The 17,018-nt window shown below is 57.2% G+C and carries 14 protein-coding genes; 13 read left to right on the plus strand and 1 reads right to left on the minus strand.

The window, feature by feature from the left end; translation table 11 throughout:
• The first annotated feature begins 85 nt into the window (after window positions 1-85).
• The 8 genes from HOP44_RS09680 (at window position 86) to HOP44_RS09715 (ending at window position 8,654) form a co-directional block, all read left to right on the plus strand.
• A complete protein-coding gene (locus HOP44_RS09680; RefSeq protein WP_172252775.1) occupies window positions 86-2,467 on the plus strand; it encodes a TPM domain-containing protein in 2,382 nt (793 codons plus the stop codon).
• Between the two features lie 192 nt (window positions 2,468-2,659).
• Window positions 2,660-3,004, plus strand: a complete 345-nt coding sequence (gene rplS, locus HOP44_RS09685) for a 50S ribosomal protein L19 (RefSeq protein ID WP_172194423.1) — start codon at window positions 2,660-2,662, stop codon at window positions 3,002-3,004.
• Window positions 3,005-3,191: 187 nt separating this feature from the next.
• A complete protein-coding gene (lepB, locus tag HOP44_RS09690; protein WP_172252777.1) occupies window positions 3,192-3,818 on the plus strand; it encodes a signal peptidase I in 627 nt (208 codons plus the stop codon).
• A gap of 91 nt (window positions 3,819-3,909) precedes the next feature.
• Window positions 3,910-4,773 (plus strand): ribosome biogenesis GTPase YlqF, encoded by an 864-nt coding sequence (ylqF, locus tag HOP44_RS09695; RefSeq protein ID WP_172252779.1) that lies wholly within the window; start codon window positions 3,910-3,912, stop codon window positions 4,771-4,773.
• Between the two features lie 222 nt (window positions 4,774-4,995).
• Window positions 4,996-5,673 (plus strand): ribonuclease HII, encoded by a 678-nt coding sequence (locus HOP44_RS09700; protein ID WP_172252781.1) that lies wholly within the window; start codon window positions 4,996-4,998, stop codon window positions 5,671-5,673.
• Window positions 5,674-5,788: 115 nt separating this feature from the next.
• A complete protein-coding gene (locus HOP44_RS09705) occupies window positions 5,789-7,903 on the plus strand; it encodes a flagellar hook-length control protein FliK (protein WP_172252783.1) in 2,115 nt (704 codons plus the stop codon).
• Window positions 7,900-8,199, plus strand: coding sequence for an EscU/YscU/HrcU family type III secretion system export apparatus switch protein (locus tag HOP44_RS09710; protein WP_172252785.1), 300 nt, complete (start codon window positions 7,900-7,902; stop codon window positions 8,197-8,199). Before HOP44_RS09705 ends, HOP44_RS09710 begins: the two co-directional genes overlap by 4 nt.
• Complete coding sequence (locus HOP44_RS09715; protein WP_172252787.1) at window positions 8,196-8,654, plus strand: YraN family protein; 459 nt, start codon at window positions 8,196-8,198, stop codon at window positions 8,652-8,654. Before HOP44_RS09710 ends, HOP44_RS09715 begins: the two co-directional genes overlap by 4 nt.
• A 130-nt stretch (window positions 8,655-8,784) precedes the next feature.
• On the opposite strand, the gene HOP44_RS09720 is transcribed toward HOP44_RS09715, so the two are convergent.
• Window positions 8,785-10,365: a YifB family Mg chelatase-like AAA ATPase gene (locus tag HOP44_RS09720; protein WP_172252789.1), complete on the minus strand. Its 1,581-nt coding sequence runs from the start codon at window positions 10,363-10,365 to the stop codon at window positions 8,785-8,787.
• A gap of 233 nt (window positions 10,366-10,598) precedes the next feature.
• On the opposite strand from HOP44_RS09720, the gene HOP44_RS09725 reads away from it, so the two are divergent.
• From HOP44_RS09725 to topA, 5 genes are all read left to right on the plus strand, one after another.
• Complete coding sequence (locus tag HOP44_RS09725; RefSeq protein ID WP_172252791.1) at window positions 10,599-11,066, plus strand: MarR family winged helix-turn-helix transcriptional regulator; 468 nt, start codon at window positions 10,599-10,601, stop codon at window positions 11,064-11,066.
• 287 nt (window positions 11,067-11,353) lie between these two features.
• A complete protein-coding gene (gene sucC / locus HOP44_RS09730) occupies window positions 11,354-12,514 on the plus strand; it encodes an ADP-forming succinate--CoA ligase subunit beta (RefSeq protein ID WP_172194432.1) in 1,161 nt (386 codons plus the stop codon).
• Between the two features lie 87 nt (window positions 12,515-12,601).
• A complete protein-coding gene (gene sucD, locus HOP44_RS09735) occupies window positions 12,602-13,531 on the plus strand; it encodes a succinate--CoA ligase subunit alpha (RefSeq protein ID WP_172252793.1) in 930 nt (309 codons plus the stop codon).
• Window positions 13,532-13,668: 137 nt separating this feature from the next.
• Window positions 13,669-14,796, plus strand: coding sequence for a DNA-processing protein DprA (dprA, locus tag HOP44_RS09740; protein ID WP_172252795.1), 1,128 nt, complete (start codon window positions 13,669-13,671; stop codon window positions 14,794-14,796).
• A gap of 114 nt (window positions 14,797-14,910) precedes the next feature.
• Entirely contained in the window at window positions 14,911-17,010 is a 2,100-nt protein-coding gene (topA, locus tag HOP44_RS09745; RefSeq protein WP_172252797.1) for a type I DNA topoisomerase, read from the plus strand.
• Window positions 17,011-17,018 lie beyond the last annotated feature (8 nt).

Raw genomic sequence — 17,018 nt, forward strand, 5'->3', positions numbered from 1 at the left:
GCAGCCGCTCCCAAAAAGGTTACATAAGAAAAGAACGTATAACGGGATACCGGCGATAGAGAAAGAAGAAAGGAAGGAACTTACCATGGGAAGAAAACGCATAGAAAAGGTTCTGCCTGCACTGCTTGCGGTCCTACTGTTTGCCTTGGCGCTGCCGATAGCCGCTGCAGCTCCCCTAAAAAGCGGCATCGTCACCGATGAAGCGAATTTGTTCACCTCAAACGAGAAGCGGCAGCTGGAGAAAGAACTGTCGAACGGATCGCGTCCGATTTATGTACTGACGGAAAGCGGATTGAGCGAAAGCGAAGGCTCAAGATTGTCGGCCGAAACGTATGACAGCTGGGGGCTGGACAAAAACGAGCTGCTGCTTGTGATCGTGAGCGATCCCAATTCGGTGCATTTGGAAATGGGAGACGGACGCGACGGCGAGGCGCAGCAGATTCTCGACCGGTATTTCGTTCCGGAAGCGACCAGAAACGGGCCGGCTGCCGGTGCGCTTGCCGTCGGCGGTTATATCAACGGAAACGGATCTTCCGGCGGATTCCTGGCGGGAGGAGGATGGTTGTACGCGATTCTTGCCCTTGGCGTTCTCGGAATCGTGTTGTATATCTCCTTCAGTATGTATCGTGCAGGCTCGCAGGTGAAAAAGCGTGCCGGAGAGCTGAGGCAGCGCCAGCAGAAAGCAGCGGCCGTTGTGGACGGCATTATGCTGTCGGATCTGTTTCGCGAAGTCGAGATGGGCTTTGTGCAGGGCGAGACGCTGAAGGAAGCGGAAGAAATCAGCCGGGAAACGGTTGAACTGCATCAGGCGGGCGGAGAACTGGCTTCGCGTCTCGAAGATTTTCGGCCGGGAACCTTCGCTTCCGGAGCCCAGCGCAAGCGCTTGGATACGCTGACTCTCGAAGTCGGGGAATGGGAAGACAAGATCGAAGCGCTGAACGAACGCTACGAGCTCGTTGCAGCGAGTTTTGCGGATGTGCGGCGCCGGGTAAGCGAAGGCAAGGTCCTCGCCGAAGAGACGCGCCGGAAGCTCGAGAAGCTGCGCGAGGAAACCGGCTATCCGCTGGATGTCCTGCAGCGCGAATTCGAGGGGGCTTCGGCGCTGCTTGCCCAGGCGGATGGTCTGGACGAGTTCGATGTCATGCAGGCAGCCGCACCTGCGGAACAGGCGGCAGCCAAGCTGCAGGAAGTGTCCGGCAGTCTGGGAACGCTGAGCGCCATCGCAGCGGAAGCTCCGCAGTGGCCCGAAAGGATCGTCCGTACGGAGCGTGAACTTCGCCCGGTCGTGGAGCGCGAAGAGTTAAAGCTGACCGAAGAAGATCCGTTCCGGGTATTGAGCGAAGCGGGCGGCGAGACGGAGCGGCTTCGGGATCTGATCCGGTCCGGGGATGTGCCGGCAGCCCAAGCGTGTGCGCAGGAGATTGCCGCACGGATCGAAGAAGCGAAGCAGATGGTGAACCGCCGTCTGGAGAGCCGGACTTCGTCTGCGGAATCGCTGCGGGATGCGGAAGTGCTGCTGCAGGAAGTGGAAGCGTTCGAACCGCGGTACGAGCAGGGTCTGGCGCAGCTGCGCAGCCGGTATGCCGAATCCCATCTGGATTCGCAGCGCCGCCGCCAAGAAGAGATTGCCCAAGCGGCGGAAGAGATTCGGCGCCTGCTGCCGGAAATCCGTTCGGCACTCAACCCGCAGGTCCAGTATTACAAAGCCGCACGGGAAAAAAGCGACCGGGTCGACGAACGGACTGCGCGTTCGCGCGAGCTGATGCGCGAAGCTTTGGGGTATGCCGAAGAGCTGGAAGCGCAGCATTGGGCGGCGCAGCAGCGGTTCGAAGGAGCGCGCAGCGTGTTCCGGCAGGCGGGTGCGTCGTATCGGGCAATGGGCGTGAGGATGCCGGAATATGAACGGGTCCTGGATACCGCCGAATCCGGCGGCGAAGCCGTATCTGCCGCGCTGCAAAGCGTACCGGTCGATCTGCTGCAAACGGAGCCCCTGCTGGCCGCCTATGAGCGCAATGCGGCAGATTTTGCCCGGCATATCCGTGAATTGGAACAGCAGAGGAACGAAGCGATCCGGCAGTTGGAACAGCTGAACGGGGAATTCCTCGGCCGCGAACCGTCTTATCGCCGGTATCTTCAGACCCGTTCGTATATGGGGCGTTACGAAGCTTTTGAGTCGGAAGCCCGGAGACAGATCGCGGAAGGGCGGTTTGACGAAGCGGCCTCTCAAACGGCGTATGCCCGACAGGTATTCGAAGAGATGGAACGGGATTACCGGATAGCTGTTCAGCGTGCGAATATGGGCAGCCGGGGAGGCGGAGGCTTTGGAGGCGGTCTGGGCGGAGGTTCGGGCGGCCGCAGCGGTGGCGGCCGTTCTTCAGGCAGTTCCAGCTGGGGAGGCGGACGCTCCAGCGGATCTTCTTCCTGGGGCAAAGGAGGAGGCCGTTCATCGGGTTCTTCCAAGTGGTAACGGGTTCTGCATGGGCTTCTCTGAAGAATCGATTTGTTAGAAAAGAAAAAGTTTGCATTAATCTATTGCCTTTTTGCCTGCATACATGGTAAAATCAATCCGTTGTGTAATCTTGCGGTCCTCTGCGAATGATGAGGCGGAAATTTTTCCGAAGAAGACGTACGAACGCATGTGTGGAAGGAGGAAACAAACATGAATCTGATTCAAACTCTTACTCAGGAACAACTGCGCAAAGATATTCCGAGCTTCCGTCCTGGCGACACTTTGAAAGTGCACGTTAAGGTTATCGAGGGAACTCGCGAACGTATCCAGTTGTTTGAAGGTGTTGTGATCAAGCGCAAAGGTGGCGGCATTGCCGAAACTTTCACAGTTCGTAAGATCTCTTACGGCGTGGGCGTGGAAAGAACTTTCCCGATCAACTCGCCTAAACTCGACAAAATCGAAGTCGTGCGTTACGGTAAAGTTCGTCGCGCGAAACTGTACTACCTGCGTGATCTGCGCGGTAAAGCAGCAAGAATTAAAGAAGTTCGTCGTTAATTTCCCGTTTCGGGAAAAGAACGGACGAAAATGGGGAGCTTGGAAACAAGCTCCTTTCGTTTTATTCCCAAAACCTCCGGAAATATGAGCATTTCTCAAAACCGGACGGCGCGAGGTATCCCTTCGCTGTCGGACGTTTTTGCAAAATGCTGATGTTTGGATATTAACCGTAAGGAGAGGGCAAGCTATGGAAGAAAACGTGAACCATCCCGCGCAGTCATCGGAAGAAGCGCCTAAAAATCCGAAGAATAAAGTGAAAAGCGAGACGCTCGAGTGGGTAAAGGCGATCGCGATCGCGCTGGTCTTGGTCTTTGTGATCCGCTGGCTTCTGTTTGCGCCTTACATGGTCGACGGGTCCTCGATGCAGCCGAATTTTCATGACAGCGAGCGGGTTATCGTCAACAAGATTCTTTACGACATCCGTCCTCCGAAAAAAGACGAGGTTATCGTTTTCAAAGTGCCTTCCGAAGACAACAAGGAGTTTATCAAACGTGTAATTGCGCTGCCGGGCGATACCGTCAAAGTCGAAGGCGACGAAGTGACGGTCAACGGCAAAATCATCAGCGAGCCTTATATTCAGGGTGTGCTGGACGAGGCTCACGCCAATAACGTCACTTACAACAACAACACGAATTTTCCGAACTCGAGCTTTCCGGACGGAACGGTTCCCGAAGGGCACGTGTTCGTTATGGGCGACAATCGTCCCAACAGCAAGGACAGCCGGATGATCGGCTACGTTCCTTACAGCGACATTACCGGCCGTGCGGATCTGGTCTTCTGGCCGTTCAGCGACTTGCATATCGTCAACCATTAAGCGCCTTCGGCCGTAAGACGGCAGGCGGAGCATGACAGGCCGGACCGCGTTCAGTTGAGCGGTCGGCCGCCAAGAGAGGTGAAACACCGTTATGACAATCCAATGGTTTCCCGGTCACATGACCCGTGCGCGCAGACAGATCGAAGCGAAGCTGAGTCTGATCGATCTTGCGATCGAGCTGCTTGATGCCCGACTTCCGCTGTCCAGCCGCAATCCGATGATCGGTGATATTTTAAAAGACAAGCCCCGCCTGATCCTGCTGAACAAGTCGGACCTGGCGGATCCCGAAATGACGAAAAAGTGGATCGACTATTTCCGCGAAGAAGGCCATACGGCGATCGAGACCGATTCTTCGGGCGGACGCGGCATGAAAGATATTTCGATTCAGGCCAAACTGCTGCTGCAGGAAAAAATAGACCGCCAGATCGCCAAAGGCATGAACCCGCGTGCGATCCGGGCATTGATTGTCGGGATTCCCAACGTGGGGAAGTCGACGCTGATCAACCGCCTTGCCGGCAAAAGTATCGCCGAGACGGGCGACCGTCCGGGCGTAACCAAAGGCCAGCAGTGGATCAAAGTCGGCAAAGAGATGGAACTGCTCGATACGCCGGGCATTTTGTGGCCGAAGTTCGAAGATCAGAACGTCGGCATGAAGCTTGCGGTAACCGGTGCGATCAAAGAAGACGTACTGAACGTGGAAGAAGTTACTTTCTTTGCAATCAAGTATTTTGCGGAACATTACTGGGGCCGTTTGTCGGAGCGTTTCGTGCTTGGCGAGCGCCCGGAAACGTTCGATGATGCGGACGAAATTATCCGGATTATGGAAGCAATCGGTCGCAAACGCGGCTGTCTGATGAGCGGAGGGCGGGTCGATCTGCAAAAGGCTTCGATTCTGTTCCTCCGGGAACTTCGTTCCGGCAAAATGGGCCGTTTCTCGCTCGAAGAACCGTTTTAGGGCTTCGCGCCCCAAACGGATCATCAGGCTGTATGTATCCGCAGTAAACCGCGCAGGCAGCGCGGCAAAGGATCGTCGAATCAGGAGCATGGATCGCACGGGGAATGTTCGCATGCCGAACATTCCCGGCGGTCGCTGCGGCTGCTGCGGCGGTCCTTTTTACATACGGATCGAACCGGACAAAGCAAATGCGTTAATATAAAGAAAACGGAGGAGATTCACATGCCCAAAACAAAAAAAGGACCGGACAGCCCGCCCAAACCGAAAAAGGAAAAAGTGGAGATCGACCGTCTGGCTCTGGAGAAAGAACTGTGGGCGGAAGGATACGAACGGATTGCCGGCGTGGACGAAGTCGGACGGGGCTGCATGTTTGGCGATGTGGTAGCGGCCGCGGTTATTCTGCCGACGGGACTCAAAATCGAAGGAATCGACGATTCCAAAAAACTGTCGGAGAAAAAGCGCGATGAGCTGTATGACCTCATTACAGAAGAAGCGGTGGCTATCGGAATAGGCCGCGTCAACGCGGAAACGATCGACCGGATCAATATCAAACAAGCCTCCCGGCTTGCGATGAAAATGGCCGTGGAAGCGTTAAACGCCGAGGTTCAGGCTCTGCTTGTCGATGCGGAGACGATTCAGGTAGATCTGCCGCAGCGCGCGATCATCAAAGGGGATTCGCTCAGCCAAAGCATCGGAGCGGCATCTATCATTGCGAAAGTGACCCGGGATCGTCTGTGTGCCGGAGAGTGGGAACGGGACTATCCCGGTTACGGCATTGCGGTACACAAAGGTTACGGTACGGCTGCGCACCGCGAGCGTATTCTCGAACTCGGAATCAGCCCTTTGCACCGGCAAAGTTTCTTGGTGAAAATGAAAGCGGAATACGAACAGCTGCGATAGAATCGGATATTTGGTACCGGGTTCTTAATGAGCGGGGATGTTTTTCCGATATACCGGTATAGGAAGGTTTGCCCGTGAACGGGCAGCTACGAACTGGGAAAGCGAGGTGAGCGAGATGAATATCGGATCGTTATTCAAAAGTATGATCGGGGATGCCAAGCCCGGCGAAGTCAAACAGTTGGATCTGCGCGAAGGACAGGTCGTGCGCGGCGTTGTTCAATCGGTATCGGAAGATGGCAAAGAAGCGGTGATTCAGATTCAGGGCGTCAAAGTGAATGCGAAGCTGGAAACGCCGCTGCGGGCGGGCCAGACCGCGTTTATGCAGGTTCAGCCCGCCGCCGAAGACGGTTCGGTCGTCATGAAGCCGGTAGCGGCTCCTCCCGGTGCCGCCGGCGGCGCCCAGTCGATGGAGGACACACTGAAGCAGCTGGCGCTGCCGGACAATAAACAGAACCGCGAACTCGTTCGGATGATGCAGCAGGCCGAGATCCCGCTCACCCGCGAACAAGCCGCAGATGTACGCAATCTGCTTGCGCAAAAACCGGCTGCGGTCGATGCGCAGCAGTGGGTCCGTTCGATCGGGATTTTGCAGCAGCGCGGACTTCCGGTCACGCCGCAGAGTATCGCCGGTATGCAGCAGGCCGTGTTTGGGCCTCCCGCTTCCGCGGTACTCCAGAATCTGGGTCAGCAGGTTGCGGCCGTACTGGCACAGCTGGGAGACTCGGCGGGTGAAGAGCCTGCGCTGCCAGGCCGTACCGCCGCCGGCGGGCAGTCGGGCACAGCAGGCCTGACGGGGCCTGCAGGGAGCGCGCCGGGCGCCGCTGCGGCCGGCGGCCAAACCGCGGCGGCACCGACGCCGGGTGCAGCTGCCGCAGCCGCGGGCAGCGGAAGCCCCGCCGCGCCGCCGGCAGCTGCCGGCGCGGGCATGACTGCCGCTGCCGGACAGCTCGGCAGCGAGGAGAGCGGGCCGGCAGCGCAGGCCCGCGCGGCCGCCCGGGCATCTGCCGGTGCAGGAACCGGCACCGGCGAAGCGGGCGGACCGAAAGCCGCTGCAGGGGCGGCAGGTTCGCCCGCAGCCGCGGCCCAAGCGCCGGCAGCGGCGGCTCCGCAGGCCGCTCCGGCGTCCGCCGCGGACAGCCGCGCGGCGCAGGGAACCGCCGCAGCGAACGGAACGGCGTCCGCTTCGCCGGATGCCGTCCTGCTGCGCAAAGTGCAGGCGCTGCTCGGCGAACTGCGTTCCGCCGCCGCCGGAAGCACGGCAGCGGCGGGACAGCCGCCTGCCGCTGCCGCCCAAGCGGCTCCGCAGCAGGCACCGCCAGATGGAGCGGAGAACGCTCCCTGGGTCGGCCGTCTGCTCAAGATGCTCGGCGCGGAGCACGAGCAGCAGGCCGCGCGTTCGACGCTGATGAACGCGGCACCGCCCGCTGCGGCGCAGCCTGCGGCCGCCCAATCGGCACCGGCCGCTGCATCGCCGCAGCCGGAACCCCGGGCGGGTACGCAGCCGCCTGTCCCGGCAGCGCTTGTGCCGACGGCGAATACCGACACGCCGCCCGGCATTTCCGCGGCCGTTCGGGCCGCCGCAGATCAGGTGCTGCGCGGTGTGCAGGGCGAGAATACGCGCCTTGGCAGCGAACTTCCTTCCGCCGGAACCGTCCAACCGGCGGGTGCCGCGCCGGCCGCTGCCGAAGTGCGCGAGACGCTTAAGTCGCTGCTGCTCCAGCTCTCCGCTTCGGATACGCTCCCGGCCGCAGTGAAAGACGCGGCGCAGCAGGCCGTTCAGCAGTTGACCGGACAGCAGCTGCTGCTGAATACGGACCGTACGGCTCCGTTTGCCCAGGTGACGATGTTTCTTCCGTTTGTGGGCCCCGACGGCAATCAGACCGCTTCGGTCCAAATCGAATCAAGACGGGGGGCCAAAGGCGAACTCGATGCTTCGAACTGCCGCCTGTGGTTCGACCTGGATATGAAAGCACTGGGACATACGGTGGTGGACGTTCAGGTAGTCGACCGTAAAGTCAGTCTTAATTTCCGCAACGACGAAGAATGGGTGCGTCCCCTGCTTGAAGCCGGACAGCCGCAGATTGCTTCTGCGCTCGAATCGGCCGGGTACCAGCTGATGGCGCTGCGGACGGATACCCTGCCCCAGCGTGCGGAAAGCGCCGCGGGAGCAAGCGAAACTCCGCTTTCTTTTGTTCCGTCGTCCTATCGGGGAGTGGATGTGAAAATATGAAAGAAGCCAAACCTGAAGAAACGGCGCGAAAACGCGCGGTTGCCCTCAAGTATTCTCCGGAGCAGATGGCCGCTCCAAGCGTCGTAGCCAAAGGCAGCGGTACGGTAGCGGAAGCGATTCTCGCCCGCGCCCAGGAAGCCGGTGTGCCGATCCAGGAAGATGCCGCCCTGGTTGAAGTGCTGTCGAAGCTTGATCTGGATCAGCAGATTCCGGCCGAACTGTACGGACTTGTCGCCGAGCTGCTCTCGTTCGTTTATCGCAGCGACCGCGAAGCGGCAAGGAGAATCGGGCGATGAAGGAGTTCTCCGCTCGGCCGGGACCTTCCAAGCCAACCGCTTTGCAACAATCGTCCTTTGCTGGATCGGGTACATCCGGATTTGCCGAATCGTCGCCTCCTACCCGCAAAGACAAAGGAAAAGCCGCCGAAGACGCGGCGGCTTTGTATATCCAGCAGCAGGGCTGGCAGCTGGTGGAGCGCAACTGGAACTGCCGGTCCGGTGAACTGGACATGATTGCGGCCCGGGGAGAAACGGTACTGTTCGTCGAAGTTCGCAGCCGGAGCGGCAGCGGCTTCGGTCTGCCTGCCGAATCGGTGGATGCCCGCAAAATCCACAAAGTCAGACGAACAGCCGAAATTTATCTCCAGCGTGCCGGATGGTCCGATCGTCCGATCCGTTTCGACGTGATTGCGGTTATGTTGGGAAGAAATCTCGAGATTCGTTCTCTGGAGCATATCGAAGAAGCTTTTTGAACGGTCCCTATGGAGATAGGGCCGGAATTAAAGATCGACAGCGATGCGGATTTCCCGTCATGGCCGGACCGGAGACTTTCCTGTCCCGTCCGTGGCGGAACTCCGCTTTTTGGCGTTTGCGTCAAAAAAATTATTCCGGCATTTTGCGATCCAGCTGCCGGTATTGAAGCGCTTCGGCGATATGTTCGCTTCGGATTTCATCGGAGTCCGCCAGATCCGCAATGGTAAGCGCCAGTTTAAGGATACGATCGCGCGAACGCATGCTGAGTCCCATTGCGCCTATCGCGGTATCCAGCAGCAGCCGGGCTTCTTTTCCGGGAGCCGCATATCGGCGCAGCGCCGCACCGCCGAGGTCGCTGTTCACCTGTATGCCCAGCGATCGGTAGCGTTCCCGCTGCCGCCGGGCAGCCGCTTCCACTTGAATACGCAGCGCGGCGGACGACATGCCCGACGCGGACAGTTCATTCGTGGAAGGCCGGGGAACTTCGACCTGCATATCGATCCGGTCGAGAAGCGGACCGGAAATCCGGGCGCGATAACGGGCGATCGCCGCCGGCGAGCAGACGCAGGAAGAAGTTCCGTCCGGTCCCGGCGCTCCGCCGCAGGGGCAGGGATTCATGGAGCATGCCAGCATAAAGTGGGCGGGGAACGTGAAAGCGGCGCGGGCGCGGCTGATTGTCACATTGCGGTCTTCCAGCGGTTGACGCAGTACCTCGAGCGTTCCGCGCGAAAATTCGGGCAGCTCATCCAGAAACAGCACGCCGCGATGGGCCAGACTGACTTCTCCCGGACGCGGAATCGTTCCTCCTCCGGCAAGACCCGACGGCGAAATGGTGTGGTGCGGCGAACGGAACGGCCGAAGGCGAACCAAGCCCTGGCGTGCGCGTGCGCTCTGCAGCCGGCCGGCCGCGCTGAGAATTTTGGTCGCTTCCAACGCTTCACTGTCGGTCAGCTCCGTCATGATGCCGGGCAGCCGTTTGATCAGCATTGTTTTTCCGGTTCCGGGCGGTCCCGACAGCAGAATGTTGTGCATCCCGGCTGCTGCAATCGTCAGTGCGCGTTTGGCCTGCTCCTGACCCAGCACATCCACGTAATCTTCGTTCGCGGCAGCCGTTTCCGGCGTATCGGCGGGGCGGCCGGGTTGATGCAGCAGGCCTGCCGCATCAAAGGTATAGCGTTTTTCTTTGCCCGAAGCCAGTTCCGCACGTTCCTGCTCGGGCACAAGCAGGCTCAGATGCGGCAGTGCGTGAACGGCAAGGCCGCCGGTGAGCGACGCTTCGTCCGCGTTCCCGGGCGGGACGAGCATGGCGTCGAATCCTTGGCGCCGTGCGCAGTCGGCCATGGCCAGAACGCCAGGGACGGGGCGGAGAGTACCGTCAAGCGACAGTTCGCCGACCGCGACGAAGCGCCGGCCATCCGGCAGACCCAGCTGTTCGTCGCTGAGCAGAATGCCCAGCGCGATCGCCAGATCAAGCGAAGAACCTTCTTTTCGCAAATCGGCCGGTGCCAGATTGATCGTGATCCGGCGGTTCGGGAAGCGGAATCCGCAGTTCTTGAGCGCCGCTTTGACACGGTCCGTCGATTCCCGGATCGCCGAGTCGGGCAGACCGATAATCGTTGTCTGGGGCAGTCCGTTCGCGATATCCACTTCCACTTCGACAATAAAGCCGTCTACGCCGTACAGGCAGGCGCTGTAACTTTTTCCATACATAACAAAAAACACCTCGTTTCACAGGATGGCAGGGTTGTCCCGCAGGCCTCGAAAAGGGTGCTTCCTCTTTTTCGAAATCGTTCTTTCTTTATTGTAAGCCAGCAGCCGAGTAAGTCAATAAGCGGGTTTTTTACATAATTCGCGTCAAACGTATTTACAACAATCAAATTTAATGCGATTATGTTTGTACATCAAATTCGGAAATGACCGAAGCAAGGAGAGGAGTGCGCAGAATGAGCAAGGTTAACGAATATCCACAGCTTCAGCTGGACAATATGCTGTGCTTCTCGATTTATGCCAGCTCGCGCGAGATTACGAAGATGTATCAGCCCTACCTGGAATCGCTGGGCGTAACGTATTCGCAGTATCTCGTACTGATCGTATTGTGGGAGCAGGACGAACGAACGGTCAAAGAGTTGGGCGAGGAGCTGTTTTTGGACTCCGGTACATTGACTCCGCTGCTTAAGCGGTTGGAGAATGCCGGTTTTGTGTCACGCAAACGATCGACGGAAGACGAGCGCAAAGTATTCATTTCGCTGACGGAAAAAGGACGCGAGCTGCAAGGCAAAGCCGCTCCAATTCCGGAATGTCTTGCCAAAGATCTGAATATGGACGTGCCGGAATTTGTGGAACTGCTCGGCAGATTCCAGAATCTGCTGGCACGCGCGCATCAGGCGAACGTATCTTCATCGGGAAAATAAGACCGTTTTTTATAGCGGCTCTGATCGAATACAAAAACCGGAACCCCAAGGGTTCCGGTTTTTTGAATGCCCGCGGTTGCGCGGATTAGGGCTTTTTGTCGGATCGGGCGGACTTCGGTTCGGACAGCGGATCGGGCATTAAAAAAAATGTCGAAAAAAGCGGAATAGTTCGAATTTTAAGAAAGCGTTTCAATTTTGATTGTCACTCGTGCTATAATGATTGAGGTTGTACTTTTTCTGCCTGGCAACCCGCCTGGTGCGAGCCAATTTGATAGGAGGATTCACACATGAATATCCATGAATATCAAGGCAAAGAAGTTTTGCAGCAGTACGGAGTTTCCGTGCCGCGCGGTAAAGTGGCGTTCAGTGCGGCGGAAGCCGTTGACGCAGCCCGCGAGCTCGGAAGTCCAGTCGTCGTCGTTAAGGCGCAGATCCACGCGGGCGGACGAGGCAAGGCCGGAGGGGTCAAGATCGCCAAAAGTCTGGATGAAGTGCGGACCTACGCCGAAGAATTGATCGGCAAGGTGCTCGTGACCCATCAGACAGGTCCGGAAGGCAAAGAGATCAAGCGGCTTCTCATTGAAGAAGGCTGCGATATCAAGAAAGAGTATTACATTGGCGTCGTCGTGGACCGGGGAACCGGCAGCGTCGTGCTGATGGCTTCGGAAGAAGGCGGCACGGAGATCGAAGAAGTGGCGGCCAAGTCGCCCGAGAAGATCTTCCGCGAAGTGGTCGACCCGGCTGTCGGGTTGCAGACGTTCCAGGCCCGTCGTCTGGCGTATGCGATCAATATTCCGAAAGAGCTCGTCAACAAAGCGGCGAAGTTCATGCTGGCGCTGTACGAAGCGTTCATCGACAAAGACTGCTCGATCGCCGAGATCAATCCTTTGGTCGTGACCGGCGGCGGAGACGTGATGGCGCTCGATGCCAAGCTCAATTTCGATTCCAACGCCCTGTTCCGCCACAAAGATATTTTGGCGCTGCGCGATCTGGATGAAGAAGACGAGAAAGAAATCGCGGCGTCCAAGTTCGACCTGAGCTATATTGCGCTGGACGGCAATATCGGCTGTATGGTTAACGGTGCGGGCTTGGCTATGGCCACCATGGATATTATCAAATACTACGGCGGCGAACCCGCCAACTTCCTGGACGTAGGGGGCGGTGCAACGAAGGAAAAGGTAACGGAAGCCTTCAAGATCATTTTGTCCGATCCCGAGGTCAAAGGCATCTTCATCAATATTTTCGGAGGCATTATGCGCTGCGACGTAATTGCGGACGGTGTAGTCGAAGCCGCGAAGCAGATCAAGCTGGACAAGCCGCTTGTCGTGCGTCTGGAAGGCACGAACGTTGAGCTGGGCAAGAAAATCCTGAACGAATCGGGACTGAATATCGTTTCGGCGGACTCGATGGCCGATGGCGCACAGCGAATCGTTGAGCTGGTCCGTTAATACGGATCAAGCGCTTGACGCGCAGGACTTTAATTCCTTGGGCTTCAGCTTCGCAAACCGAATTTATACGGAGGATGTGGATCGGACATGAGTATTCTGGTGGATAAAAATACGAAGGTCATTACACAGGGCATTACGGGCGAGACAGGGCTTTTCCATACCAAAGGCGCCCTCGAATACGGCACTCAAATGGTCGGCGGCGTAACGCCGGGCAAAGGCGGCACCGATATCGAGATCACCTTGGAAAACGGCAGCAGCGTTAAACTGCCGGTCTTCAACACGGTCAACGACGCGGTAAAAGCCACGGGTGCCACGGCGAGCGTCATTTACGTTCCGCCGGCATTCGCTGCGGACTCCATTCTGGAAGCGGTAGACGCCGAGCTTGAATTGGTCATTTGTATCACGGAAGGCATTCCGGTGCTGGATATGGTCAAGGTCAAGCGTTACATGGAAGGCAAAAAAACGATCCTGATCGGGCCGAACTGCCCGGGCGTCATTACGCCGGAAGCCTGCAAGATCGGCATTATGCCGGGCTATATCCACAAAGCCGGCAAAGTGGGCGTCGTTTCCCGCAGCGGAACGCTGACGTATGAAGCCGTGCACCAGCTGACCACGCGCGGTATCGGCCAGTCGACTGCGGTCGGTATCGGCGGAGACCCGGTCAAAGGTTCGGAGTTCATCGACATTCTGAAGATGTTCAACGAAGACGAAGGCACGCAGGCCGTTGTCATGATCGGCGAAATCGGCGGTACGGCGGAAGAAGAAGCGGCCGAATGGGTGAAAGCCAATATGACCAAACCGGTCGTGGGCTTCATCGGCGGTGCTACGGCGCCTGAAGGCAAGCGTATGGGCCATGCCGGCGCGATTATCTCGGGCGGCAAAGGCACGGCAGCCGAAAAAATCGCCAAGTTGGAAGAATGCGGAATTCGCGTTGCTCCGACTCCGGCCGAAATGGGCGCGACTCTTGTAGCCGTACTCGAAGAACGCGGTGTACTGGAAACGTTCACGGCAGGTTGATCGGCGGTTCAATTAAGCGCTAAGAAACATGAAACTTAAATAGTAAGCCGAACAAGGCAGGCAGCCTTTCTTTCCCTATGGGAAGAAAGGCTGCTTTTTTGCTTTTTTCCAACAAAACTCAAGGAGGATGAATATCCATGATCCGGCAGCCCCTGCCCGAAGCTTTATGGTTGATGGCACTTCACGAAACGAAAGGAATCGGCTGGCAGAGCCTGTACAGTCTTGTAAGAATCGTTTCCAGGCAGCAGATTCCTTATGGTCGGCTGTTCGGAATGACCGAGCGGGAATGGACCGCGCTGGGAGCGGACGGCAAATCCGCGGCCGCTGCGGGACAGCTGAATATCGGCCGGGCCCATGACCGAGCGCTGGAACTGGAGAAGCTCGGGATCGAGCCTATTTCTTTTTACGACGACGCTTATCCTACTTTAATGAAGGAAACCGCCAAACCTCCCTGGATCCTGTATACGGTCGGAAGGCGGGAACTTCTGCACGAATTCGGGATCGCTATCGTGGGTACTCGGGCTCCGACCTCCTACGGGAAAATCGTCTGCGAACGGATTGCCGGCTCGTTGGCGGAGCAGGGAGTGTGTCTGGTAAGCGGGATGGCACGGGGCATAGACGGCTGCTGCCACCGGGAAGCGTTGAAGCGCGGAGGGGCGACCATTGCGGTACTCGGTGCGGGACCCGATATCGCCTATCCGCCGGAACACCGGCAACTTCACCGCGATATTGCCGAGCAGGGGCTGATCGTTTCGGAATTCCCTCCGGGCACGCGCCCGTCTCCGGGATTGTTTCCGCTGCGCAACCGAATTATCGCCGGTTTATCGCGCGGGGTGCTGATTGTGGAAGCGGCCGAGAAAAGCGGCTCGCTGATTACGGCCGATTATGCACTCGAAGCCTGCCGTGACGTCTTCGCTGTGCCGGGTCCCGTCACTTCGCCGAAAAGCGCAGGAACTTTTGAATTGATCAAAAACGGAGCAAAACCCTGTGGCAGCGCGGATCACATTTTGGAAGAGTATGCGCATTTGTTCATTCCGTCCGCGCAGCGTCCTGCAAAAAAAGAGAGACATGAAAAATTGACAAAAGAGGAGCGGAAGATATACGTTATATTGGAGCAAGGGGATGCCAGCATCGACGAGCTGCAGCGGAAGACGTCGTGGGACTTTGGACTTTTACATTCCGTTCTGCTATCGTTAATCATAAAAAGCCAGGTAAGGTCGCTCTCCGGTGCCGTTTATACGTGGGTAGGAGAACCAAACGGCTGACTCCGACCTTGAATCTATCCAACATCCATCAACGCAATATCCGAAGAAACGTCGCGGTTCAGGACATGGGGTCCGAAAAGCCGCGCTCGCACAACCTGAGAGGAGGACGAACCTATGGCGGATGCGCTCGTCATCGTGGAATCGCCCGCAAAGGCAAAAACGATCGGCAAGTACTTAGGCAGTAAATTTATCGTTAAAGCTTCTATGGGCCACATCCGGGATCTTCCGAAAAGCCAGATCGGCGTCGAGGTCGAGAACGAATTCAATCCAAAATACATTACGATACGCGGCAAAGGTTCTATCCTTAAAGAACTGAAAGACGCCAGCAAAAAAGTGAAAAAAGTGTATCTCGCGGCCGACCCCGATCGCGAAGGGGAAGCGATTGCCTGGCATCTGGCGCACGCGCTCGATTTGGACAATACGCAGGACTGCCGAGTCGTATTCAACGAAATTACCAAACAGGCGGTTAAGGATGCGTTCAAGACGCCGAGACCCATTAATATGGATCTGGTTAACGCCCAACAGGCCCGTCGCATTTTGGACCGGCTGGTCGGCTACAAGATCAGTCCGCTGCTGTGGAAAAAAGTCAAAAAAGGGCTGTCCGCAGGACGTGTACAATCCGTGGCCGTCAAGTTGATTATTGACCGTGAAAACGAAATCTCGGAATTTACACCGGAAGAATACTGGAGCATTACGGCCAAATTGGCCGTGAAAGGCAACGAATTCGAAGCCAAGTTCCACCAATTGGACGGCGGCAAGAAAGAACTGCACAGCGAGCAGGAAGTGCAGGAAGTCATGGCCGTTTTCCAAGGGAAAGATTTTACGGTAAGCGAAGTCAAGGAAAGAGAACGCCAGCGGAATCCTTCGCCGCCGTTCACTACAAGTTCGCTGCAGCAGGAAGCCGCGCGCAAGCTGAACTTCCGTGCAGCCAAGACCATGTCGGTAGCCCAGCAGCTGTATGAAGGAATCGACTTGGGCAAAGAAGGAACCGTCGGTCTGATTACGTATATGCGTACCGACTCTACCCGGATCGCAGGCAGCGCCCAGGAAGAAGCCAAAGCGTTCATCACCGAACGGTACGGAGCGGAATTCTCGCCGGAAACGCCGCGTCAATATTCCAAAAAGTCCGCGGGCTCGCAGGATGCGCACGAAGCGGTTCGTCCGACTTCGATGGATCGCGATCCCGAATCGGTAAAAGCGTCGATGAGCCGCGATCAGTTCCGGTTGTACAAGTTGATCTGGGAACGTTTCGTTGCCAGCCAGATGTCGTCGGCAGTGCTCGATACGCTGTCGGTGGACATTGCGGCGGGCAGCGCGACTTTCCGGGCGGTCGGCTCGAAAGTCCGGTTCCAGGGTTTCATGAAAGTCTATGTGGAAGGCAACGACGACGGCAGCGTGGAAGAAGACAAATTCCTGCCGGCACTCGCGAAAGGCGACAAACTCGAAAACAAAGAGATCGAGCCCAAACAGCATTTTACGCAGCCGCCGCCAAGATATACGGAAGCGCGCCTCGTCAAAACGCTGGAAGAGCTGGGAATCGGACGTCCGAGTACGTATGCACCTACTTTGGAAACCATCCAAAAACGCGGTTACGTCGCTATCGAAGAAAAGAAATTCATGCCGACGGAACTCGGAGAGCTGATCAATGAGCAGATGGAACAATTTTTCCCGGAAATTCTGGATGCCGAGTTCACCGCCCACATGGAAGAAAGTCTCGACCATGTGGAGGACGGCGAAGAAGAATGGGTTCGGGTTCTGCAGGAATTCTACGGTACGTTCGAGAAACGTCTCGAATTTGCCGAAGAAGAAATGAAAGAAATCGAAATCCAGGATGAAGTTTCGGATGAAGTGTGTGACAAATGCGGCAAACCGATGGTGTACAAAATGGGACGGTTCGGCAAGTTCCTGGCCTGTTCCGGTTTCCCGGACTGCCGCAATACGCGCCCAATCATCAAAAATATCGGCGTGACTTGTCCGAAATGCAAAGAAGGACATGTGGTGGAGCGCCGCAGCAAAAAAGGCCGCGTGTTCTATGGCTGCGACAAGTATCCGGAATGCGATTTCGTTTCGTGGGATCGTCCTTCGGCGAAGCCTTGTCCGGTATGCAGTTCGCTGATGGTCGAAAAACGCAGCAAACAGGGGACAAAGCTTCAATGTACGTCGTGCGATCATACGGAAGTGCTTGAAGACAGCGAAGACGCGGCGGAAGTTTAATATAGGGG

The organism is Saccharibacillus deserti (assembly GCF_013618475.1).
GTDB lineage: Bacteria > Bacillota > Bacilli > Paenibacillales > Paenibacillaceae > Saccharibacillus > Saccharibacillus deserti.

Coding starts and splice junctions, on each gene's coding strand:
- sucD (WP_172252793.1), top strand. CDS start 12,602: ATGAGTATTCTGGTGGATAAAAATACGAAGGTCATTACACAGGGCATT.
- HOP44_RS09710 (WP_172252785.1), top strand. CDS start 7,900: ATGAAAGAAGCCAAACCTGAAGAAACGGCGCGAAAACGCGCGGTTGCC.
- HOP44_RS09725 (WP_172252791.1), top strand. CDS start 10,599: ATGAGCAAGGTTAACGAATATCCACAGCTTCAGCTGGACAATATGCTG.
- HOP44_RS09720 (WP_172252789.1), bottom strand. CDS start 10,365: ATGTATGGAAAAAGTTACAGCGCCTGCCTGTACGGCGTAGACGGCTTT.
- HOP44_RS09700 (WP_172252781.1), top strand. CDS start 4,996: ATGCCCAAAACAAAAAAAGGACCGGACAGCCCGCCCAAACCGAAAAAG.
- sucC (WP_172194432.1), top strand. CDS start 11,354: ATGAATATCCATGAATATCAAGGCAAAGAAGTTTTGCAGCAGTACGGA.
- HOP44_RS09680 (WP_172252775.1), top strand. CDS start 86: ATGGGAAGAAAACGCATAGAAAAGGTTCTGCCTGCACTGCTTGCGGTC.
- HOP44_RS09705 (WP_172252783.1), top strand. CDS start 5,789: ATGAATATCGGATCGTTATTCAAAAGTATGATCGGGGATGCCAAGCCC.
- topA (WP_172252797.1), top strand. CDS start 14,911: ATGGCGGATGCGCTCGTCATCGTGGAATCGCCCGCAAAGGCAAAAACG.
- rplS (WP_172194423.1), top strand. CDS start 2,660: ATGAATCTGATTCAAACTCTTACTCAGGAACAACTGCGCAAAGATATT.
- HOP44_RS09715 (WP_172252787.1), top strand. CDS start 8,196: ATGAAGGAGTTCTCCGCTCGGCCGGGACCTTCCAAGCCAACCGCTTTG.
- dprA (WP_172252795.1), top strand. CDS start 13,669: ATGATCCGGCAGCCCCTGCCCGAAGCTTTATGGTTGATGGCACTTCAC.
- lepB (WP_172252777.1), top strand. CDS start 3,192: ATGGAAGAAAACGTGAACCATCCCGCGCAGTCATCGGAAGAAGCGCCT.
- ylqF (WP_172252779.1), top strand. CDS start 3,910: ATGACAATCCAATGGTTTCCCGGTCACATGACCCGTGCGCGCAGACAG.